Genomic DNA, 20,914 nt, shown 5'->3' with positions numbered 1-20,914 from the left:
TCGCCTGGACAGCAGATCTCTAGAATCCTACCCTTCAGCCCCTCGGCGATAACTTGATGATGGCAAACCTGACAGATGAGCAGGCTGCCAGCTTGGACGAAGCCTGTCAGTTTTTGAAGAACGGCCAACTGGATGACGCGGATCGGTCTCTATCCAGTCTTGCGCAGTCTCCTGGATTTATGCCGACCAGACTTTTCTTCGCCAAGTTGTGCGAACTCCTTGATCGTCAGGGACGCGACGAGGAGTTTCTGCACAGAATCAATGAGTTCAAACAGCGTTTTCCCCAAGCACATAATCCATACATGCTGGCATACCTCTTCTTTCTGAGACGCGAAGACATCCCATCAGCGGCTCAAGAGATTGGTTCCTGTCCTGAGCAATCCATTTCACACACGAAGACAAGAGCCGCTGTTCTTTATGCTGAAGCACGCCTCAGAATATACCAAGCTCATCTGAGCATCGAGCAGAACTTCTTGCGACCAGCTGATTTAGAGGGCACAGTACTTGAGCCCGTTGATAATCTTGCTATCTGCATGATGGTGCGTGATGAGGCAGATGTGATCATGGCCAACCTTTTGCACCACTATGCCTTGGGCTGTCGCAAGTTTGCTGTGATGGATAATCTTTCCAGGGATGGAACTGCGTCGGTTGTCTCCAGGTTTGCCAGGATGCACGCTGACTGTACGGTTCTTCTAGTACACGATCCCATTGAAGGCTATTACCAGGCCAGGAAGACACAGGGTCTCTGCCGACTGGCCAGAGACTGCTTCTGTTGCGCTGGAGAAGAGCTGAGATTGATCCTCCCTTTGGATGCTGATGAATTTGTTGACCTTCCATCAGGAATGGGATTTCAATGGCTTGTCGACCGGATGATGGAAAAGGAGTGCGAAATTGTCGTCTTTCACCTCTGTAACGCAGCGAATAGCTCGCTCATTCACTACGACGAAAGACAGGATGTTTATGGTCTTGTTGATATTGTTGAGGCGTGCTCAGGGCAGATTGTCACAAAGAACGCATTCCATCCTCGTTTTGTTTCAGGTCTTACGATGGGTAATCATACGTTGGCTCATGACGATATATCCCGTGATAAGCTGTTTGTGGCTTGTGAGGTTGGGGCTCGCATCATTCATTATAAGTATCGTAGCCCCAGGCATGTGGCATCCAAGATCCTCAATGGTGGACAGGCCGTCAATGCAACGAAGTTGGATCAGCACTATGCCCTTCATTGGAGAACTGCCTATGCGGACATGCAGCAAAGGGGCTTCGTCGTTGCTGAGGAGATGTTCGAATCATATTGTCGAACGACTGCAAAGTATGTAGGAAAGCTCGGTATTCCGCCCTGTAGAATCTAGTCCTGTGCGCTCCAGCTGCTTTGCTGCCGCAGCGTTTGGCCTTGATGTTGATGTCCGCGTGCCAGTGTCTTCTTCCTGACTTTTCCACTTGCCTGGCATCCAAGAGCTGCCCGGCAAGCCTGATTCTCCCCAACTCTGTGATCGGACTTCCCATGCCTTACTGACGATCCTGCTGTCGTCATCGGGTGCGCCCTCGCCTTTTTCTGGGAGGACCGGTGGGCTTTCTGTGTGTTCTTCCCCTGGGCGTCAGTTTCGGCGTTGCCGGTTTCCCCTGGAACGGAGCCCCAGATGCCCTTGAGGGACTGTTAACCTCCCCATAATCTTTGCTGGCCTTTCCGTGGCCCGTTCGCATCAGGTCCAGGGTGTCTTCGCTGGTCTTTCTGCTTCGGCTCAAGGTTTCTATCCCGTTCGAGCGTGTTTGCCCATGCCGGTCCGTTGGCCTCTCGGCTCTGCTGTGGCATGCCCTTCCAGCGTTTGCTCCCCGTTTCAGTGATCAGTCGGTCGTGTTCTGCTCGCACGCGATTCCCGCTTGCCTCTCTGTGCTTGCCCTTGCACAGCGTGGTGTGGCGTCGAATGATTGGGTCGTGGCGGGGGCAGCTCGCGCGGCAGATCCCAGCCTTCACCGCCTCTAGGTAGGTGATCGGACCATAAGGATGAACCACATTGTCTACATCATCGGCGCCTCTGGTTCAGGCAAGACCAGCTTGGCCCTGCGCCTGGCCAGGATTGCCCATGTCATCCATACCGACCAGCTTGCTCTGATCGCAGCCATGCGGCTCTGTCCGTTCTGCAAACCTGGCTCCGCAGGGGACTGGGGGCTTTGGCAGGCTCTGCTGCAGCACACATCTGCGATCGAAGCCCTGCATTATTCGTTTCTTCAATCCCACTCGATCTGCCTCTCTTTCAAGGGCCCCATCATCATTGAAGGTACGATTCTGGTCTGGGAACAGTGGCGAAGTGCCTTGCGTGCCAGCCTCGCCATGGCAGGTATTGATATGTCTAAAGAATCTCTCCTTTGGCTCGATCCCTCACCTGAGGAGATCCATCGCAACATCCGGCAGCGTGCCAGGGGGAATGAGGCTCAGTTGTCCCTAGGTCAGATTCAGGAATCATGCCTTCGCTACTCCAACCTGGTTCTTGATCAGCCCTTTGACAAGCACAGCAGCAGCAGCGGCCTTGAGCAGGTGATCAAGGGACTTGTGGGTGTCTCCGATGCAGGTCACCCCTGACCCACCCCCAGGCAATCATGACCCTCGCCTGCGATGGCTGATCAGCGAAGGCATCCACCACCTGCAAGCTGAATGGCGGCGCCGCGGATGCCATGCGGTCGTTGCGGCTCAACCCGTCGCCAGCGCCAGCAGCCGCTCCGCCAGCCCGTACTTCTCCTGCTGGCGATTGCAGTCCACCAGCCAACGATGCCGCCGGTAGAAGCCGATGGAGGCTCCCAGCTGCTCCTCCAGCGTCCAGCTGATGTCCCAGTCGCGGCGCCCCTCGGCGGCCGCCCACGCTGGCAGAGCGAGCGCCCGGCGCGTCCAGGGCAGGATGGCGTGCCGCTGCCGGCCCAGTTGCTCCACCGGGCTGCCCAGGCCAGGCCGCTCCCCGCCTGGCTCCTGCCCCAGCCGGGCGATCAGATCCTCCAGCAGCGTCTCCAGCACCTGGTTGCTGGGGTGGTTGAACGTGTGGAACAGGGCCATCGGATGGCCTTCCCCGTTGTGGTTCGCCTCCAGCCAGGGGGAGATCCGCAGGTCGCACTCCTGTTCCCGTCGCGCCAGCTCCTGCAGCGAGCGCCGGTGCCAAGCCTGGAGCAGCTCCTCCATCTCCGGAGTGCAGGCCAGCGCCAGCATCTCGTCGGCCTCCAGGCCGCGCTCGGCGGCCGCCATCGCCAGGAAGTCGTGATAGTCGCCCAGGGGAGATTCGCTGGCCAGCGCCGGCAGTTCGCCCCGGTCGTCGTAGGCGTAGCCGATCGTGGGGTGGTAGCCCTCGTAATGCAGATTCGGCAGCACCACGGCGCCAGCCCCCTTCGGCAGTAGGGACTGCAGGGTGGCCCCATCCAGGCCGATGCCGTCGCGATAGCCCGGTGTCACGCGGTGCATCACCAGCACCTGCGTGTCAGCCAGCACCCGGTGCAGCTCCGCCACATCCTCCGCCGTGGCCATGTGCACCGGCGCGCAGAAGTGGAAGCGATGGGACGGCAGGGCCCGCTCCAGCCCCAGAAAGATCGGGTGGCTCTGGCAGTTCCCCACGATCGTGATCAGGCCGTCCGCCGCGGGCCATGGGGGGGCTCCGGCGCCGGCACCGGGCATCGCCACAAGCGCCTCCCGGTACACCGGCACCCAGTCCGGTAGGGGATCGTGATAGGTCCCCAGCGTCTCGAGCATCTTCAGGGCCGTGGCGCCCAGCTCCTGCCGTTGCAGGGCGGGGGTGTTGATGTCGCTGCTGGTCAGTTGCCGATGGATCCAGATGGATCCGTAGCGGCAGAACTGCTCATGGTGGATCGCCACCCACTCCGCCTGGGGGGAGCCCTGATCCAGCAGGCGGCCGAACAGCCGTGCGCCCCAGCAGGCCAGCGCGATGGCCTGCTCCGGATCGCCCTCGGCCACCGCCAGCATCTGCTGGTGGCAGGCCAGGCCCAGTTCCCTGATCAACTCCTGCTCGTCGGCCTCCAGCGGGGCCTCGGAGGCGTTCACCCCGTCCCACACCAGCTCCGCCACCCTGGCGAGGCCCTGGCGCCGCAGGCATTCCCTGGCCAGATCCAGACAGGCGGCCCGACCCCTGGGCGTTTCTGCTGGCAAAGGGGTGTGTGCCATCCAGAGGCTTCGGCCCCCCCGCCGCATCGATCAGGATCGGCCCATCATGGCGGCGATGCACTGGTGCCAGAGTTGGCTGTGCTGCACCGGAGCCATGGGTGACGCCCGCCAGCTCGCGGAGGCCTGCCGGCAGCTCTCATCCCTGGCCGTGCTCGAACCGGCCGACCGCGACCGGTTGCGCCAGCTTGGTGCCGCCGGCCATCAGCGCATGCTGGCCCTGCCCGAGGAGCAGCGCTACGAGGCCATCGCCATTGCCCTCGATGGCGCGCGGCTCTACCGCTGGCTGCAGGACACCAGCCCCGAGGAGCCCGAGTGGGTCGCCGTGTTCGAGGAACAGTTCTGCCGCTACGGCGCGCTCTGGATCAAGGACCAGGGCCGATCCGATCCCCATCTGGCTGCTCGGGCGCTGCCGCTGATTGATCGTCTGCTGCAGTTCCATCCGGCACAGCACGACTGGATCCACGCCACCCGCCAGCAGCTGGAGCAGGCCGCTGCCCCCATCCCGCTGGGCTTCTTTGCACCGCCCCCGGCTCCAGCCCCCTTCCCCTGGCCGGAACCCCTCCACACCTATCGGCTCAGCCACCGACTGGTCAGCAACGCGGTGGTGCTGCCCATCGGCGCCATCGCCGACGGGGAATGGTTCAGCGACTGCCTCCAATACCTCCCCGCCGGCTGGCCCGAGGCCCCCTGGATGCAGCAGCTCGCCGGCTACCAGCTCCAGCGCGATGGCGACAGCCTCAGCCTCCGCCCCCTGCCCGATCCGGAGCCCGCACCCCTGCGGCTGGAGGGCACCTGGTGCGTTCTCAACGACATCGTCGGCCATCGCAACCTGGGCCACTTCTTCCACGACACCCTCCCCCAGCTGGCGGCCATCCGCCGGCTCTCCGGTGAGCTGGGGGAGTTGAAGCTGCTGGCCTGCCGCGAGCGCTTCGCCAACCTCGCCCACCTGCGTCGCCTGCTCTGGCCCGGGGAGGTGCAGTTCCGGGACGAACTTCCGGCCGCCTTCAGCGTCGAGCGGCTCGTGCTCCAGCCGGTGGCCTGCAACGGCGGCAGCGGCTTCCACCCCCATCACCAGCGCACCTGGACCTTCGCCATCGACGACTACCGCGACGGGGTGGACCTGCTGCGCCGGGAACTGCATCAGCCCTCGCCTCCCTTCCCGCTGCAGGATCACTGGATCTACTTCAGCCGCAATCTGGCGGCCCCCACCGAAGTTCCCCATGGCCGTGACTTCAGCAACCACGCCGAACTGCTCGAGCAGCTCAGCAACCACGGCGTACTGATCCTCGACCCGGGCTACGTCGACATCCGCGCCCTCCATGGCCTGATCAGCCGGGCCCGGGGTTTCCTCGGCATCCATGGGGCCGGCCTGGCCAATGCCCTGCTCGCCCCGGAAGGCACCCCGGTGATCGAAATCCGCCCCCACGGCGGCGCCTGGATGATGCTGGAACTGGCGGGCCGCTCCGCCGGCCTCGACTGGCAGGTGCTCAACTGCGGCGCCGATCCAGCCGTGCCAGGCCGCAGCGTGCTGCCGATCCAGGCCATCCTCGAGCGGCTCCGGTAGGCGCCTCAGCGCCGCCTCCAGATGCAGCGACCCACGCGCTGCAGCTGGGCTGCCAGATCCGCCGAAATCTCCCGGCGCAACGCCACATCCACCTGCCAGGGCAGCAGCAGCTCATCGATCGCCGCCATCAGCCGCAGCCGGTCCCGATGGCTGAGCTCGCGCCCCTCCAGGCAGAGGTCAATGTCCGATCCCTCCCGGTGGCGTCCCATCGCCCGGGAGCCGAACAGCCACACGGCCTCCAGGTGGGCCTGGCTGTCGAACACCTGCTGCAGCCGCTGCTGGACCCGTTCAGGGATGCCGGGGATCGATCCCAACGGCGTGGTGGAGGGCTGGGGGCTCATGGTGTCGGCTCCTGTTGCAGTGGCTCCAGAGAAGCCCGCAATTGCCGGTAACAGCCCAGATAGCTCTGGCCGATGTGGCCGGCGATCGCGTCGGCGGTGGAGCGGTTGTAGGTGTGGCTGGTGAGGTTGCGGTCCTGAATCGTCAGCATCCAGGCCTCGCCATCCTCGATCAGACCCAGACGGAACGCTTCCTTCAACGTATCCCGTGAACCGAGCAGTTGCTCGTTCCCCCGGCTGAGCAGGAGATCACGCAACGTGTTCCAGGCCAGCTCGAAGGTGTACTCGAACGCCTTGATCAACCCCTGCTGCTCCCGGGCGTTCAGTTCAGGGGGCTTGAAGAATGTCTCCAGCTGCTCCAGCGCCCGGCAGTAGTTCGAATATCTCTGCTGCCAGCAGATGTCGAGGTCGCCCATCAGCCCCGCACCCAGTCGGTCACGCCGCCGGGCCGGTCGATCAGTTCGATGCCCTCGGCGGCCAGTTCGGCCCGGATGCGGTCGGCGGTGGCGAAATCCCTGGCCGCTTTGGCGGCCCGGCGCTGCTCGATCCGCTGCTGGATCGCCGTTTCCGCCGCCGCCGCCTCGGCCGGCGTGCCGTCTGCCGCACTGCTCGCCGCCTCCGCCGCCAGCCCCAGCACACCGGCCAGTTCGCCCAGCAACTGCCAGCGGGGCTCCAGCGCCACCGCCTCTCCGGCCGCCCCGGCTTCGGTGTCGCCCCGCTCCAGCCGGTTGGCCAGGGCCCGCAGCGGCCGGGCCAGCTCGAACAGCACGGCCAGCGCCGCCGAGGTGTTGAGGTCGTCGTCCATGGCGGCGGCGAAGCGCTCGCGGGCCCGGGCCAGTTCGGCGCCGATGTCCGCGGCGCTCACCGCAGCGCTCGCAGCGGCGGGAGCGGTGGCCCACCCCAGGGCCGCCCCATGGCGTGTCCCCAGGCCCAGGGCCGCGTCCAGACCCTTCCAGCCGCTGGCGGCCGCCGCCAGGGCCTCGGCGGTGAAGTCCAGCGGCTTGCGGTAGTGGGCCTGCAGCACGAACAGCCGCAGGGTCATCGGGCTGACGCCGCTGTCCAGCAGGGCGCGGATCGTGGTGAAGTTGCCCAGCGACTTGGACATCTTTTCGCCACCCACATTCACCATGCCGTTGTGCAGCCAGAAGCGGGCCAGGGGCTGGCCGCTGGCCGCCTCCGACTGGGCGATCTCGTTCTCGTGGTGGGGAAAGATCAGATCGGCGCCACCCAGATGGATGTCGATCGTGGTGCCCAGCTCCTCGCGCACCATCGCCGAGCATTCGATGTGCCAGCCCGGCCGGCCCGGCCCCCAGGGCGACGGGAAGCTGGGTTCGCCCGGCTTGGCCCCCTTCCAGAGGGCGAAATCAAACGGATGGCGCTTGCGGGCCTCCTCCACCTCGTTGGTGCGGCCGCTGGCCCCTTCCTGCTGCTCCTCCAGCGTGCGGCCGCTGAGCTTGCCGTAGCCGGCCTGGCGCATCACGGCGAAGTACACATCGCCATCGGCCGAATAGGCCGCCCCCTTGGCCTCCAGTTCACCGATCAGCTGCCGGATCGCCTCCAGGCTGCGGGTGGCCCGGGGCATCCGGTCGGGCGGAAGGATGTGCAGGGCGGCCATGTCCGCCTCGAAGGCGGCGATGTTGCGCTCGCTCACCACCTCCATCGAGCTGCCCTCCTCCTCGGCCCGCTTGAGGATCTTGTCGTCGATGTCGGTGAAGTTCTGCACGAAGGTGACGGCATAGCCGCTCCACTGCAGATAGCGCCGCAGTACGTCCCAGACGATGTAGCTGCGGGCATGGCCCAGGTGGCAGAGGTCGTAGACCGTGACGCCGCAGCAGTAGATCGACACCTGCCCGGGCACCAGCGGCTCGAAGGGCTCGCAGCGGCGGCTGAGGGTGTTGGTGAGCCGCAGGGTCAATGGCCCGCTCCTGCCATGGCTCCCGCGCCCGCCTGGCCCAGACGGCCGCCGCCGTAGCCGGCGCGGCTGCGCACGTTGGTGCACCAGTCGCCGTGCGCCAGGTACCACTGCACCGTGGCCCGCAGGCCCTGCTCGAAGTCGTGGCGGGGCTGCCAGCCCAGCTCGCTGCTGATCCGCGCCGGGTCGATGGCGTAGCGCCGGTCGTGGCCCGGCCGGTCGGCCACCGGCGTGATCAGGCCGGCGTGGGGGGAGCCGTCGGGCCGCAGCTCGTCGAGCAGGGCGCAGATGGCCTGCACCACCTCCTTGTTGGTGCGCTCACCATGGCCGCCGACGCAGTAGCTGCGGCCCACCTCGCCGCTGGTGGCGGCCAGCAGCAGGGCCTCGACGTGGTCCTCCACGTACAGCCAGTCGCGCACGTTGGCCCCGTCGCCGTAGAGGGGAATCGGCTCGCCGGCGGCGGCCTTGAGGATCACCACCGGGATCAGCTTCTCGGGGAACTGCCAGGGGCCGTAGTTGTTGCTGCAGTTGGTCAGCACCACCGGCAGTCCGAAAGTGTGGTGCCACGCCTGGACCAGGTGGTCGCTGCCCGCCTTGCTGGCGGAGTAGGGGCTGCGCGGGTCGTAGGGGGTGGTCTCCGAGAAGCGGCCGGTGGCCCCCAGGGAGCCGAACACCTCATCGGTGCTGATGTGGTGGAAGCGGAACAGCTCCCGCCGCTCCGCCGGCAGCCCCTCCCAGTGGGCCCGCACCGCCTGCAGCAGGTGGTAGGTGCCCATCACGTTGCTGACCAGGAAGGCACCGGGATCGTCGATCGAACGGTCGACGTGGCTTTCGGCGGCCAGGTGCAGCACCAGATCCGGATCGGCCTGACGCACCGCGGCGGCGGTGGCCTCCCCGTCGGCCAGGTCCACCTGCAGCAGCCGGTGCCGCGGCCCGTCGGCCCGCTCCGCCGCCGGCCCCAGATCCGCCACGGTGTTGGCGATGCCCAGCAGGTCGCTGGCATACCCCATCTTGTCGAGGTTGAACACCGTCGCCGTGCTGTCCCGCAGTAGCCGGCGCACCAGCGCCCCGCCGATGAAGCCCGCGCCGCCGGTCACCAGGATGCGGCGACGCCCCGCGAGCAGCAGCGGCAGGTCGAGGGAGGGGTAGGGGTCCATCGGGATGGGGCGAGACGGGGTCAGGGGGTGTTCAGGTCTGGGGCAGGGGAATCCGCGCCAGCACCTCGGCGAGGGCGGCCTGCCAGTGTTGCCCCTCCAGGTCCAGGGCGTGCCGGGTGGTGGTGGCATCCAGCAGCGAATAGGCGGGGCGACGGGCCGGGGTGGGGTAGTCGGCGGTGGTGATCGGCCGCACCCGGGCCGGCGCGGGGATCAGCCCCCGCGCCGCCGCCAGCAGACCGATGGCCACGGCGAAGTCGTACCAGCTGGCGGCGCCGCAGTCGCTCCAGTGGTGGCGCCCGCTCACCCCCCGGCCGATCACCCGCCAGCAGGCCTCCGCCAGGCCGCCGGTGGCGGTGGGGCAGCCCACCTGGTCGGCCACCACCCCCAGGGGCTCGCCGGCGGCGGCCTTCGCCCGGTGCAGCCGCAGCATCGTGAGGCAGAAGTTGGCCCCCACCGGCCCGTACACCCAGCTGGTGCGCAGCAGGCAGAGACGATCGGCGCCCAGGGCCGCCGCCGCCCGCCTCTCTCCCTCGGCCTTGGTGGCGCCGTAGACGCCCAGGGGGGCCAGGGCCTGCTCCGGGGCGTAGGGATGGCCCTGCTCACCGTCAAAGACGAAATCCGTGCTCACCTGCAGCAGCCGCCCACCGGTCTCGGCCAGGGCCTCGGCGAAGGCCCCGGGGGCGCCGGCGTTGACCGCCTCCGCCAGCGCCGGCTCGGTCTCGGCCCGGTCGACGGCGGTGTAGGCCCCCGCATTCAGCACCCAGTCGGGCCGGTGCTCCACCACGGCGGCCCGGCAGGCGGCCGGATCGGCCAGATCCAGCTCCTGCCGGCCCGTCGCGATCAGGTCGATGCCGGCGGGGATACGGGCCAGCAGGGCCTGTCCGAGCTGGCCGTGGCGGCCGGTCAGCAGCACCCGCACCGGTTGGGGCATCGATGGCGGAGGCAAAGCTCGCGCGCAGCCTACCTTCGTGTGGCTATTTCGCCTCCATCCAGTTCGGCCCCACGCCCGTGTCCACCGCCAGGGGCACCAGCAGTTGCACCGCCTGCTCCATGGTGCGACGGGTGAGCTCCCGCACCTCCTCCAGCGCCTCCGGCGCCGCCTCCAGCACCAGCTCGTCGTGCACCTGCAGCAGCAGCCGGGCCGGCAGGCCCGACGCCGTCAGCGCCTGCTGCAGGCCCACCATCGCCAGCTTGATGATGTCGGCGCTGGAGCCCTGGATCGGGGCGTTGGCGGCGGCCCGCAGCTGCTGGGCCTCCAGGCCGCCGCGGCGGGCCACCTCCAGGTCGATCTCCAGCGGATCCTTGCCCAGCAGCCGGCCCAGGCCGCCGGGATCGAACTGGAACGGCCGCCGCCGCCCCAGGATCGTTTCCACGTAGCCGCGGCTGAGGGCCAGCCGCTCCTGCAGCTCGAGGAACAGGAACACCTTCGGGTAGCGCTGCTTGTAGAGGCTCAGGAACTCCTTGGCCCTGGCCTGGCCCATGCCGGTTTCGCGCGCCAGCCGCTGGGCCCCCATGCCGTAGATCACCCCGAAGTTGATCGTCTTGCCCAGCCGCCGCTCCTCGGGCGTCACCGTGTCGGTTTCGAGCAGCAGCCGGGCGGTGAGGGCGTGGACGTCGTCGCCCTCGTTGTAGGCCTGCACCAGCACCGGCTCGCCGGACAGGTGGGTGAGGATGCGCAGCTCGATCTGGGAGTAGTCGGCGCTGATCATCTGCCAGCCCTCCTGGGGCAGGAAGGCCTTGCGGATGCGGCGGCTGAACTCGGTGCGGATGGGGATGTTCTGCAGGTTGGGGTTGCTGCTCGACAGCCGCCCGGTGGCGGTCACCGCCTGGTTGAAATCGGTGTGCACCCGCCCGGTCTCCGGTTCCACCAGCGCCGGCAGCGCCTCCACGTAGGTGCTCAGCAGCTTGCTGAGGGTGCGGTGCTCCAGCACCAGCTTCACCACCGGATGGTCGTCCTCCAGCTTCTCCAGCACCGCCGCATCGGTGCTCCAGCCGGTCTTGGTGCGACGCGACTTCTTGCGGTCGAGCCCCAGGGTGTCGAACAGCAGCTCCCCGAGCTGCTTGGGGGAGGCCAGGTTGAAGTCCACCCCCGCCGCCGCCTGGGCCTCCTGCTCCAGCCGGCCCAGGGTGGCGCTGAGCTCCTCGGCCAGCTCCTTCAGGTAGGGCACGTCGATGCGGATGCCGGTGGCCTCCATCTGGGCCAGCACCGGCTCCAGGGGCAGCTCCACCTGCTGCAGCAGCAGGGGCAGCCGGGGCCCCATCGCCGCCAGCTGCCCGCTCAGCACGGCGCCCAGGCGCCGGGTGAGGTGCACGTCCATGGCGCAGTAGAGCGCCGCGGCCTCGATCGGCACGTCGGCGAAGTTCTGCCCCTTGGCCACCAGATCGCCGTAGGTGGTCGGCTGGAGGCCGAACTCCCGCTCCGCCATCGCCTCCAGGCCATGCTTGGCGTTGGCATCCCGCAGGTAGTCCGCCAGCAGGGTGTCCATCACCACACCGGCCAGGGGCAGGCCATGGCGCAGCAGGATCAGGCGGTCGTACTTGGCGTTCTGGAGCGCCTTGGGGTGCGCGGCGCTGGCCAGCCAGGGCCCCAGGGCCAGCAGCACCGCGTCCAGGGGCAGCTGCTTCGGCGCCGCCGGCGCCGCGCTGAGCAGGTCGGGGGCGGGCGGGCTGTGGTGGCCGATGGGCACGTAGGCCAGATCCGCCAGGCCCTCCCCCCAGCACAGGCCGATCCCCACCAGCTCCGCCTGGAAGGGATTGAGGGACGTGGTCTCGGTGTCGAGGGCCACCGGTGCCGCCGGGTCGGTGCAGGCCATCAGCCGCTCGACCAGGGCGGCCAGGGCCGCGGGGGTGGTGACCAGCTGCGGCTGCAGGGCGGGCAGGCGGCCTTCGGCCCTGGGCTCGGCCGCTGCGGGCTCCTCGGGCGCCGCCGGCTCGCTGGCGGGAGCGGCCACGGCGGTGGCGCTGGGCTCGGGCGGCTCGGCCGAGAACAGGCGGGCGAAGCCCTCGGTCTGCTTCACCAGGCTGAACAGCTCCAGCTCGCCCAGGCGCGCCCCCAGCCCCTCGCTGTCCACCCGCCCCAGGCAAAGGCGGGGCTCCTCGGGCAGGGGAATCTGCACCAGGATCTCCGCCAGCATCCGGGAGCGGAAGGCGTTCTCCCGGTCGGTCTCCAGCTTCGTCTTCAGGGCCCCCTTCTGCTGGTCGAGGGCGGCGTAGATGCCGTCCAGGTCGCCGTGGGCCTTGAGCAGGGTGAGGGCGGTCTTGGGCCCCACCCCCTTGACCCCGGGGATGTTGTCGGAGCTGTCGCCGGTGAGGGCCTTGAGGTCCACCACTCCCTCGGGCGGCACCCCCAGCTTCTCGATCACCTGGGCCCGGCGGATCACGGTCGGCCCGCTGTTCTTCGCGTAGGGGCCGCCGCCCATGTAGAGCACGGCGATGTCGCGCTCGTCATCCACCAGCTGGAACAGGTCGCGGTCGCCGGAGAGGATCCGCACCCGCCAGCCCTCGCCCGCCGCCCGGTTGGCCAGGGTGCCGAGCACGTCGTCGGCCTCGTAGCCCGGTGCCATCGACAGGGGCAGGTCGAGGCAGTCCCTGAGGATGGCCTGCAGATTGGCCAGATCGGCGAAGAAGTGCTCCGGCGCCTCCTCACGGTGGGCCTTGTAGGCGGCGTCCGCCTCGTGGCGGAAGGTGGGTTCGGCGGTGTCGAAGGCGATCACCACCCCCTGGGGTGCCAGGCCTTTGCAGTTGTCGAGCAGGGCCTTGAGGAAGCCGTAGGTGACGCTGGTGGGGACGCCGTCCTTCGTGGCCAGCCCCCCCTCGCCGCCCTTGGCGAAGGCGTAGAAGCTGCGGAAGGCCAGGGAGTGACCGTCCACCAGCAGCAACAGGGGCTTGTCCCGCTCCATGGCCGTTTCCGGGATCCGTCCGCCGTCCGCCACAGCCTGCCATCCGGCGGCCCGCAACGGCCGTGAACGTCTCCGGCCGGGCCGTCTTCAGCCGCTGCGGCCACTACCGCTGGTGGCTGGAGCGGGTCTGGGAGCCCCAGGGCAGCCGGCTGCTGTTCATCGGCCTCAATCCCTCCCGGGCCGACCATCGCCACGACGACCCCACCCTGCGGCGGCTGGTGGCCTTCGCCGCCGGCTGGGGCTACGGCGGCCTGGAGGTGCTGAACCTCTTCGCCCGCATCAGCCCCCGCCCCTCCGCCCTGGCCCTCGCCGCCGATCCGGTGGGCGCCGCCAACCCGGCCTGGATCCGGCGCCGGGTGCGGGCGGCCCAGCGGCCCCGTGGGCCTGCCGCTGCCGCCGCGCCGCCGCCGCTGATCTGGCTGGGCTGGGGCAACGGCGGCCGCCGCTGCGGCCAGGACGAACGGGTGCTGGAGCTGCTGGCCCCCCACCGTTCCCGGCTGGTGTGCCTTGGCTGCACCGCCTCCGGCGCCCCGCTCCATCCCCTCTACCGGCCGGCCGCAAGCCTGCTGCGGCCGTATGGGGCATCCTGTGGGCAGTCCGACGCCGCCGTCCGCGCCCCATGGCCCGCACCCCCCGCCGCTACGCCATCCACCTGTTCCTGACCGGCGGCCACCACCAGGAGGTGCACTTCAACACCCTGGAGGATTTCCAGAACTGGTACGGCGGGGTGCTGAACGCGGCGACCCTCGACACCTTCGTGAACGTGCCGATCAGCGACCTGACCAGCGAGTTCCTGGTGCTGCGGGCCGGCAGTGTCCAGGCGATCCGGGTGGAGCCGATCTACGGCGCCCTCGACGACTGAGGCCACCTGAGGCCTCTGTCCCGGCCTCAGAGCGCGGCGGCGATCCGCTCCCGGTCGCTGCCGAGCCGGTGCAGCAGCAGCCAGGTGGTGAGCAGGTCGGGCCCCTTGAGGCTGCCCAGCAGGGCGGCCCGCAGGCCCTTCATCAGCACCCCTTTCTTGACGCCCGCCGCCGTGGCGGCGGCCCCCAGCAGCCCCTGGGCCGAGTCGGCCTCGAGGGGCCCCTCCGGCAGCTGCTCCAGCAGGGCCGTCAGGGCGGCGCGGCTGGCCGAGTCGGCCCGCAGGGCCAGGGCTGCCTCGTCCGGCTCCGGTGTTTCGAAGAAGGGGGCGGCCTGGTCGACCCCGTCCGCCAGCAGGCTGAGGGAGGGGCCCAGCAGGGCGCAGAGGTCCTCCTGCCAGCCGGCGTCGGCGGCGGGGCCGTCGTCGGCCCAGCCCCGGGCCTGCCAGAGGGGCAGCAGCCGCTGGCGCAGTTCGCCGGCCGCCAGCCCGTGCAGCACCTGGGCGTTGAGCCAGTTGAGCTTGTCCCAGTCGAAGCGCGCCCCGGCCCGGTTGACCCGCTCGAAGGAGAACACCGCCGCCGCCTGCTCGAGGCTGAAGCGCTCGCCGAGGCCCTCCGGCGGTGACCAGCCCAGCAGGGTCATGTAGTTGACCAGGGCCTCGGCGGTGTAGCCCATGGCGCGGAAATCCCCCACGGAGGTGACGCCGTCGCGCTTGGAGAGCTTGCGGCCCTCCTGGTTGAGGATGAGGGGGGTGTGGGCGAACAGGGGCGGGGTCAGGCCCAGGGCGGCGTAGAGCAGCAGCTGCTTGCCGGTGTTGGCGATGTGGTCCTCGCCCCGGATCACGTGGCTGATGGCCATGGCGGCGTCGTCCACCACCACCACCAGGTTGTAGAGGGGGTCGCCGATGGCATCGGCGGGCGCCCGGCGGGCGATCACCATGTCACCGCCCAGATCACTCCCCGCCCAGCGCATCTCGCCGCGCACCAGGTCGTTCCAGGTGATCGTGGCGCCGTCGTCGATGCGGAAGCGGATCACCGCCTCGCGCCCCTCGTCGATGTAGGCCTGCTGCTGCCCGGGCGTGAGGTCGCGGTGCAGGTTGTCGTAGCGGGGGGCGCGCCCCTCGGCCTGCTGCCGTTCCCGCATCGCCGCCAGCTCGGCGTCGCTGGCGAAGCAGCGGTAGGCGTGGCCGCTCGCCAGCAGCTGCTCGATCGCGGCCCGGTGGGCCTCGATGCGCTGGCTCTGCACCACCGGCTCCTCGTCCCAGGTGAGGCCCAGCCAGCGCAGGCCATCGAGGATGTTTTCCGTGTACTCGGCCCTGGACCGCTCCCGGTCGGTGTCCTCGATGCGGAGCAGGAAGGCGCCCCCCAGGTGGCGGGCGAACAGCCAGTTGAACACCGCCGTGCGGGCGGTGCCGATGTGGAGGGTGCCGGTGGGGCTGGGGGCCAGCCGAACGCGTACGGGAACCGCTGCGGCCACGGAATCGGCTCCAGATGGTGAGAACGGGACTGACGGGGCTCGAACCCGCAACTTCCGCCGTGACAGGGCGGTGCTCTAACCGATTGAACTACAGTCCCAGACCGACATTCGAGCCTGAATCCGCCCCAGAGGGTGAATGCGGCACCGATGGGCGATCACGACGGCGCGGACGCCGACCAAGGAAGTATCCATCGTCACCGGTCCCTCCGTCAACGCGGTCCGTCAACGCCGCCCCCGAAGGCCACCAACCCCGCCGCCCTGGGCGCCGCGGGGGGAGGGGGCCACACAAAAAGCCCCGTGCGGGGCACGGGGCGGACGCTGACCGGAAGGGACGCCGCGGCGCTGCGCTCAGGGGCGGAAGCCGGCGGGTTCGATCAGACGGACCTGATTGCCACGGGCGGTGAACTCCCGCCCCTGGTCGCTCTGGACCACGACCCGACCTCCGGACTTGACCCGGATGACCCGGGCCCGGACCCAGCCAAGGGCGGCCGATTCCAGCACCTTGACCACATCACCGGGTTGTAGATCCAACTCCATGTTCGGAACCACGAGACTGCAAATGGGACCATCGAACGCGCCGTGGAGGACTTGAACCCCCGACATCAGGTTTTGGAGACCTGCGTTCTACCAACTGAACTAACGGCGCAAGGCCGATGGCCCCTGGAAAGCGTGAGAGGGATTCGCGGGCAATGGCCACCCGTGAAACCAGGCTTCAGCGATCGAAGCGCTGTTTGACGCGTGTGGCTTTACCCACCCGGTCACGCAGATAGAAGAGCTTCGCCCGACGCACCTTACCGCGCCGCTCCACCTTCACGGAAGCGACCTGGGGGCTGTGGAGCATGAAGACCCGCTCCACGCCGATGCCCTGGAAGATGCGACGCACGGTGATCGTCTGGTTGAGGCCGCCGTGGCGCTTGGCGATCACCACGCCCTCGTAGGGCTGGACCCGCTCCTTGTTGCCCTCCCGGATGCGCACGCCCACCTTGACGGTGTCGCCCACGTAGATCTCGGGCAGGTCGCTCTTCAGCTGGGTCGCTTCGAACTCCTCGATCAGGGCGCGGGCGCTCAGCTTGCCGGTGGTGACGGTCACGGCGGCAGGGGCCGCCACGTCAGGGGCCGCCTGGTCCACGGTCTGCGGGTCCGCCGCAGTGGATGGATCCTCGGTGGATGGATCGGTGGTGGTCGGATCGGTCTCGGTTGCCATCCCTTTTCTCGGAGCGCCTGGCCAAACCAACACCTTACCGCCTCAGGTGACCCCCCTCCCCCCGCGCCGCCGCCAGTTCCGCTGCAGCCGCTCCCAGGCCATGGCGCCGCCGGTGACCAGCATCCACAGCAGCCCCAGGCCGTTGAGCAGCACGTAGAGGGTCTCTCCCACCGGGCCCAGCCAGCGCTGCAGCCACTCGCCCTCGTGCAGCACCATCAGCGGATGGACCTGGTCCCGGCTCAGCCCGCCCCAGTCGCGCAGCAGGCGGTAACCCACACCCGTGAGGGCCGAGAGCAGCAGGGGCGTCAGCACCAGCGGCGCCATCCAGGCGTGGGCCTGCCGCAGGCGGGCGCCCCAGGACGGTGCGGCGGGCCGTGGGGACGCGGCGGGGGTGGGGCTGGACACGGGGAAACGACGGCGGGAGGGACGCCATTGATAACTTGAATGTCCGGCCCGTTTCCCACCGCATGAACCTGTTCGCCGATCTGCTGGCCAGCACCAACGGCGTCAAGGGCGGTGGCACCCCTCTCACCCAGGCCGGCCCCCGCATCCAGAAGACCCGCCGCGGCGTGGAAGTCAAGTCGGCGCGGGAGATCGCGATCATGCGCCAGGCCAGCCTCATCGTCGCCACGGTGCTGCGGGAGATCATGGACATGGCCGCCCCGGGCATGACCACCGGCGACCTCGACCGCCACGCCGAGGCCCGCATCCGCGCCATGGGGGCCACCCCCAGCTTCAAGGGCTACCACGGCTTTCCGGCCAGCATCTGCGCCAGCATCAACAACGAGGTGGTGCACGGCATCCCCAGCGGAAAACGGGTGATCAAGGCCGGCGATCTGGTCAAGATCGACACCGGCGCCTACTACGAGGGCTTCCACGGCGACAGCTGCGTCACCCTCTGCGTCGGCGAGGGGGTGCCCGAGGAGGCCCGCCGCCTCAGCCGGGTGGCCCAGGAGTCGCTGATGAAGGGCCTGGCCACCGTGAAGGCCGGCAGCACCCTGCTGGAGCTGGCCGGCGCCGTCCAGGACCACGTCGAGGCCCACGGCTATGCCGTGGTCGAGGACTACACGGGCCACGGTGTGGGCCGCAACCTGCACGAGGAGCCCTCGGTGTTCAACTACCGCACCAGGGATCTGCCCAACATGCAGCTGCGGGCCGGCATGACCCTGGCGGTGGAGCCGATCCTGAACGCCGGCAGCAAGGCCTGCCGCACCCTCAAGGACCGCTGGACCGTGGTGACCGTGGACGGCAGCCTCTCGGCCCAGTGGGAGCACACCATCGTGGTCACCTCCGACGGCTGCGACATCCTCACCGACCGCGACTTCTAGGCCCGTCCGCTTCGGCGTTCAGCGCCGCAGCAGCAGGCTCAGGTAGGCCCAGCGGCTCACGGTCGCCAGGGGCATCAGCACGTAGGTGAGCGGGTTCGGGGTGACGATGATCAGACCGCAGTTCCAGTCGGCCTGGCGCAGGATCTCGCCGGCCACCCAGTCGGCGCCCATCACCCCGATGGGGTTGAGGGCCGAGCGGAACGGACCCAGCACCAGGCGCCGCAGCCGCACCACCGCCGCCAGCTCCGGGGCTCGCAGGCTGAGCAGCTGGCCCAGCAGCCGCTTGCTGATCTCGTAGAGGGGGCTCAGGGCCGGCTGGATCTCCGCTTCCGAGGTGTTCACCCACACCTCCGGCCGTGGGCGTTTGTCCTGCTGCGCCGGATCCCGCCGCGCCGCCACCGCGGCGAACAGCTCCAGCAGCCGCCAGGCGCTCAGGGCATTGACCTCCAGGGAACAACCCGTCGCCTCGGCGCTGCCGTCCCCATGGACATTGATGCCGTGGTTGATCACCAGCACGTCCACCTCCGCCAGCAGGGCTTCGAGGGCCGCCTCCTGGCCCACCTGCCAGTGCACCTGGCGCAGGGGGATCGGCTGCCCGTCCGGCCCGGCCAGCTGCAGCGGCGTGCGGCCGTGGCAGAGGGCGATCAGCCGGGCGCCGCGGCGGTGCCAGCGGCGCAGCAGGGCCTGGCCGAGGGCGCCGCTGGCGCCGGTGACGGCCACGGTGAGCGCTTCGTTCGAGGGGTCCGGCATGGGCCTGCGGTGGTCGTGCTGCCTAGATTGCCGGGCACCTGCGGGTCCCGGCGAGGTCACACCATGTCCATCCCCTTGCTGATCGGCTCCTGCGAACCCTTCAGCGGCAAGTCGGCGGTGGTGCTCGGTCTGGGCCGCCAGCTCGCCCGCCAGGGCGTGCCGCTCGCCTTCGGCAAGCCGCTGGCCACCTGCATGGACGACCCGCTCGACGCCTTCCCCGATGCGGCCCCGGAGAACCCCCTGCTCGATCCCGACGTGCGCTTCATCGGCGCCACCCTCGGTCTGGAGCCGGAGCAGCTGATCCCTTCGCTGCAGGTCCTGGAGCCGGCGACGGCCCGGGCCCGTCTGCTGGCAGGGGATCTTGACCCGGGGGAGGGGCTGACGCTGCTGCAGCGCCGCATCCACGACGACGCCGAACGGCTGGTGCTGCTGGAGGGGGCCGGCAGCCTCAGCGAAGGGCAGCTCTACGGCCTCGGCCTGGTGCAGCTGGCCCAGGCCCTGCAGGCCCCGGTGCTGCTGGTGCACCCCTGGAGCGACAGCCGCAGCGTCGAGTCCCTGCTCGAGGCCCGGCACCAGCTGGGGGATCTGCTGGCGGGCGTGGTGCTCAACGCCGTGGTGCCCGAGGTGGTGCCGGAGGTGCGGGAGGCGGTCCTGCCGGCCCTGGAGCGGCTCGGCATCCCGGTGCTGGGCGTGATGCCCCGCAGTCCCCTGCTGCGTAGCGTCACGGTGGAGGAGCTGGCCCGGCGGCTGGCGGCCACCGTGCTCTGCTGCCGCGACGGCCTCGACCTGCTGGTGGAGACCCTCTCGATCGGCGCCATGAACGTCAATTCGGCGATGGAATTCTTCCGCCGCCGCCGCAACATGGCCGTCGTCACCGGCGCCGACCGCACCGACATCCAGCTGGCGGCCCTGGAGGCCTCCACCCAGTGCCTGATCCTCACCGGGGCCGGTGAACCCCTGCCCCAGCTGATCAGCCGGGCCGAGGAACTGGAGGTGCCGGTGCTCAAGGTCGACCACGACACCCTCACCACCGTGGAGGTGATCGATGCCGCCATCGGCCATGTGCGGCTGCATGAAGCGGTGAAGGCCACCTATGCGATCCGGCTGGTGGAGGAGAACTGCCACTTCGAACGGCTGTTCCGCCGGCTGCGCCTGGCGGTCCATGCCTGAGGGCGCTGCTAGTTTCAGTTCGTTGGTTGTCGATAACGGGTGACCCGGTCCCTAGATCTTCCGGCCCTGGACCGGATCGATACGCTCGCCCAGGAGCTGGCCATGCTCCAGGACCGGGGCAAACGCAGAATCGCCTTCCTCGGCAGTCGCCATGTGCCGGTGGTGTCGATCCACCTGGTGGAGCTGGTGGCCCGTTCCCTGGCCCAGGAGGGCCACAACCTGATCACCTCCGGGGCCCAGGGGGTCAATGCGGCCGTGATCCGCAGCGTGCTGGAGGTGGATCCGGCCCGGCTCACCGTGCTGCTGCCCCAGAGCCTGGACCGCCAGCCGGGCGAATCCCGCAGCCAGCTGGAGCGCGTGCTGCACCTGGTGGAGAAGCCCGAAAATGATGAGCTGCCCCTGCCGATGGCCAGCAGCCTCTGCAACCAGGAGATCATCAACCGCTGCGACCAGCTGATCTGCTACGCCTTCCACGACAGCGAGACCCTGCTCTCCAGCTGCCGCACCGCCGAGGACATGGGCAAGGTGGTCAGCCTGATGTTCTTCGACTGAGCCGGCCGGTTCCCGCCGGCCGGGTTTCAGCCCAGCAGGTTCTCCTGGCGCGGCAGCACCTGCAGCCGCGTTCCCTCCCGGCCCATCACCGTCACCTGGCTACCGGGGGGGAGGCTCTGCTGGGGTGCCAGGTTCTGGGCGGCCCAGCTCTGGCCCTGCCAGCGCACCCGGCCCTCGCCGTTGGCATCAAAGGCCGTGGTCACCTCCGCCAGTTCGGCGCGGGCGCTGGGGGGGATGGTGCGGGCCTGGCGGCGGGCCGACCAGCGGCGCAGCCAGGCGTAGCCCGCTCCCACCAGCACGGCGTAGAGGAGCAGCTGGCCCAGGGGCGGCAGCACCGGCGCCAGGATGGCGACGAGGGTGAGCAGCAGGGCCGCCACGGCGCCGATCAGCAGCAGGCCGTCCCCGTCGGCGCCCACCAGCTCCAGCAGCAGCAGCACCCCCGCCAGGGCCAGCCAGAGGATCGGGGGTGCGGGCATCGGCGGGGTGCGACGGGGCGGGGGCGGAGGAACAACGAAACCAACGGGACCGTTGGCCATCGCCCCCATCC

General features: G+C 69.1%; 21 protein-coding genes and 2 tRNA genes. 8 read left to right on the top strand and 15 right to left on the bottom strand.

Annotated elements, in window-relative coordinates; genetic code table 11:
* Positions 1 to 92 precede the first annotated feature (92 nt).
* Both KBZ08_RS13245 and KBZ08_RS13240 read left to right on the top strand, forming a co-directional pair.
* Positions 93 to 1,352, top strand: coding sequence for a glycosyltransferase family 2 protein (locus tag KBZ08_RS13245; RefSeq protein WP_254973570.1), 1,260 nt, complete (start codon positions 93 to 95; stop codon positions 1,350 to 1,352).
* Positions 1,353 to 2,005: 653 nt separating this feature from the next.
* Complete coding sequence (locus tag KBZ08_RS13240) at positions 2,006 to 2,581, top strand: AAA family ATPase (RefSeq protein WP_254973569.1); 576 nt, start codon at positions 2,006 to 2,008, stop codon at positions 2,579 to 2,581.
* A 108-nt stretch (positions 2,582 to 2,689) separates the two neighbouring features.
* On the opposite strand, the gene KBZ08_RS13235 is transcribed toward KBZ08_RS13240, so the two are convergent.
* A complete protein-coding gene (locus KBZ08_RS13235; RefSeq protein WP_254973568.1) occupies positions 2,690 to 4,159 on the bottom strand; it encodes a WcbI family polysaccharide biosynthesis putative acetyltransferase in 1,470 nt (489 codons plus the stop codon).
* A 94-nt stretch (positions 4,160 to 4,253) separates the two neighbouring features.
* Between KBZ08_RS13235 and KBZ08_RS13230 the strand changes: the two genes are divergently transcribed.
* Positions 4,254 to 5,723: a DUF563 domain-containing protein gene (locus KBZ08_RS13230; RefSeq protein ID WP_254973563.1), complete on the top strand. Its 1,470-nt coding sequence runs from the start codon at positions 4,254 to 4,256 to the stop codon at positions 5,721 to 5,723.
* A 5-nt stretch (positions 5,724 to 5,728) separates the two neighbouring features.
* Here the strand turns inward: KBZ08_RS13230 and KBZ08_RS13225 are convergent, their stop codons facing one another.
* Genes KBZ08_RS13225 through polA form a run of 6 tightly spaced genes read right to left on the bottom strand, consistent with a single transcriptional unit; the run spans position 5,729 to position 13,029 of the window.
* Positions 5,729 to 6,064, bottom strand: coding sequence for a nucleotidyltransferase domain-containing protein (locus KBZ08_RS13225; RefSeq protein ID WP_254973561.1), 336 nt, complete (start codon positions 6,062 to 6,064; stop codon positions 5,729 to 5,731).
* Positions 6,061 to 6,477, bottom strand: a complete 417-nt coding sequence (locus tag KBZ08_RS13220; protein WP_254973559.1) for a nucleotidyltransferase substrate binding protein — start codon at positions 6,475 to 6,477, stop codon at positions 6,061 to 6,063. Before KBZ08_RS13220 ends, KBZ08_RS13225 begins: the two co-directional genes overlap by 4 nt.
* Complete coding sequence (gene cysS / locus KBZ08_RS13215; protein ID WP_254973558.1) at positions 6,477 to 7,976, bottom strand: cysteine--tRNA ligase; 1,500 nt, start codon at positions 7,974 to 7,976, stop codon at positions 6,477 to 6,479. The genes KBZ08_RS13220 and cysS overlap by 1 nt, the downstream gene beginning before the upstream one ends.
* Entirely contained in the window at positions 7,973 to 9,130 is a 1,158-nt protein-coding gene (gene rfbB / locus KBZ08_RS13210; RefSeq protein WP_254973556.1) for a dTDP-glucose 4,6-dehydratase, read from the bottom strand. The genes cysS and rfbB overlap by 4 nt, the downstream gene beginning before the upstream one ends.
* Positions 9,131 to 9,161: 31 nt before the next feature.
* Positions 9,162 to 10,061 carry a dTDP-4-dehydrorhamnose reductase gene (gene rfbD / locus KBZ08_RS13205; protein ID WP_106222431.1) on the bottom strand — a complete coding sequence of 300 codons (900 nt, stop codon included), beginning with the start codon at positions 10,059 to 10,061 and terminating at the stop codon, positions 9,162 to 9,164.
* Positions 10,062 to 10,104: 43 nt separating this feature from the next.
* Positions 10,105 to 13,029 carry a DNA polymerase I gene (gene polA, locus KBZ08_RS13200; protein WP_254973641.1) on the bottom strand — a complete coding sequence of 975 codons (2,925 nt, stop codon included), beginning with the start codon at positions 13,027 to 13,029 and terminating at the stop codon, positions 10,105 to 10,107.
* A 62-nt stretch (positions 13,030 to 13,091) separates the two neighbouring features.
* On the opposite strand from polA, the gene KBZ08_RS13195 reads away from it, so the two are divergent.
* Together KBZ08_RS13195 and KBZ08_RS13190 are read left to right on the top strand one after the other, a co-directional pair.
* Positions 13,092 to 13,691, top strand: a complete 600-nt coding sequence (locus KBZ08_RS13195) for a DUF1643 domain-containing protein (protein WP_254973554.1) — start codon at positions 13,092 to 13,094, stop codon at positions 13,689 to 13,691.
* On the top strand, positions 13,649 to 13,891 hold the full coding sequence (locus tag KBZ08_RS13190) for a hypothetical protein (protein WP_106222438.1): 243 nt from the start codon (positions 13,649 to 13,651) through the stop codon (positions 13,889 to 13,891). The genes KBZ08_RS13195 and KBZ08_RS13190 overlap by 43 nt, the downstream gene beginning before the upstream one ends.
* A 26-nt stretch (positions 13,892 to 13,917) precedes the next feature.
* Here KBZ08_RS13190 and gltX read toward each other — a convergent pair whose 3' ends face one another.
* The 6 genes from gltX to KBZ08_RS13160 all read right to left on the bottom strand — a co-directional run bounded on the left by gltX (position 13,918) and on the right by KBZ08_RS13160 (position 16,891).
* Complete coding sequence (gene gltX / locus KBZ08_RS13185; protein ID WP_254973553.1) at positions 13,918 to 15,363, bottom strand: glutamate--tRNA ligase; 1,446 nt, start codon at positions 15,361 to 15,363, stop codon at positions 13,918 to 13,920.
* Positions 15,364 to 15,387: 24 nt separating this feature from the next.
* Positions 15,388 to 15,461, bottom strand: a tRNA-Asp gene (locus tag KBZ08_RS13180).
* Between the two features lie 250 nt (positions 15,462 to 15,711).
* Positions 15,712 to 15,900 carry a hyperconserved protein Hcp gene (locus KBZ08_RS13175; RefSeq protein WP_006043540.1) on the bottom strand — a complete coding sequence of 63 codons (189 nt, stop codon included), beginning with the start codon at positions 15,898 to 15,900 and terminating at the stop codon, positions 15,712 to 15,714.
* Positions 15,901 to 15,936: 36 nt separating this feature from the next.
* Positions 15,937 to 16,009 (bottom strand) — tRNA-Trp (locus KBZ08_RS13170).
* A 66-nt stretch (positions 16,010 to 16,075) separates the two neighbouring features.
* A complete protein-coding gene (rplS, locus tag KBZ08_RS13165) occupies positions 16,076 to 16,567 on the bottom strand; it encodes a 50S ribosomal protein L19 (RefSeq protein ID WP_106222442.1) in 492 nt (163 codons plus the stop codon).
* Positions 16,568 to 16,609: 42 nt separating this feature from the next.
* The gene (locus KBZ08_RS13160; protein ID WP_181280192.1) at positions 16,610 to 16,891 is read right to left on the bottom strand and encodes a peptidase; all 282 of its coding nucleotides are present in this window, start codon (positions 16,889 to 16,891) and stop codon (positions 16,610 to 16,612) included.
* 143 nt (positions 16,892 to 17,034) lie between these two features.
* Here KBZ08_RS13160 and map point away from each other — a divergent pair, with 143 nt between their 5' ends.
* Positions 17,035 to 17,895 (top strand): type I methionyl aminopeptidase, encoded by an 861-nt coding sequence (gene map / locus KBZ08_RS13155; RefSeq protein WP_254973550.1) that lies wholly within the window; start codon positions 17,035 to 17,037, stop codon positions 17,893 to 17,895.
* 18 nt (positions 17,896 to 17,913) lie between these two features.
* Here the strand turns inward: map and KBZ08_RS13150 are convergent, their stop codons facing one another.
* Entirely contained in the window at positions 17,914 to 18,645 is a 732-nt protein-coding gene (locus tag KBZ08_RS13150) for an NAD-dependent epimerase/dehydratase family protein (RefSeq protein ID WP_254973548.1), read from the bottom strand.
* A 63-nt stretch (positions 18,646 to 18,708) separates the two neighbouring features.
* Between KBZ08_RS13150 and KBZ08_RS13145 the strand changes: the two genes are divergently transcribed.
* The gene (locus KBZ08_RS13145; protein ID WP_254973547.1) at positions 18,709 to 19,815 is read left to right on the top strand and encodes a phosphotransacetylase family protein; all 1,107 of its coding nucleotides are present in this window, start codon (positions 18,709 to 18,711) and stop codon (positions 19,813 to 19,815) included.
* A 39-nt stretch (positions 19,816 to 19,854) separates the two neighbouring features.
* Positions 19,855 to 20,367 carry a hypothetical protein gene (locus KBZ08_RS13140; protein ID WP_015108742.1) on the top strand — a complete coding sequence of 171 codons (513 nt, stop codon included), beginning with the start codon at positions 19,855 to 19,857 and terminating at the stop codon, positions 20,365 to 20,367.
* Positions 20,368 to 20,393: 26 nt separating this feature from the next.
* Here the strand turns inward: KBZ08_RS13140 and KBZ08_RS13135 are convergent, their stop codons facing one another.
* Positions 20,394 to 20,843, bottom strand: a complete 450-nt coding sequence (locus KBZ08_RS13135; RefSeq protein ID WP_254973545.1) for an NfeD family protein — start codon at positions 20,841 to 20,843, stop codon at positions 20,394 to 20,396.
* Between the last annotated feature and the right edge of the window lie 71 nt (positions 20,844 to 20,914).

It is taken from the genome of Cyanobium sp. Candia 9D4, from assembly GCF_024346155.1.
Classification (GTDB): domain Bacteria; phylum Cyanobacteriota; class Cyanobacteriia; order PCC-6307; family Cyanobiaceae; genus Cyanobium; species Cyanobium minutissimum.
Note: the sequence above shows the minus strand (reverse complement) of the source record. Positions and strands in the feature narration are given on the sequence as shown.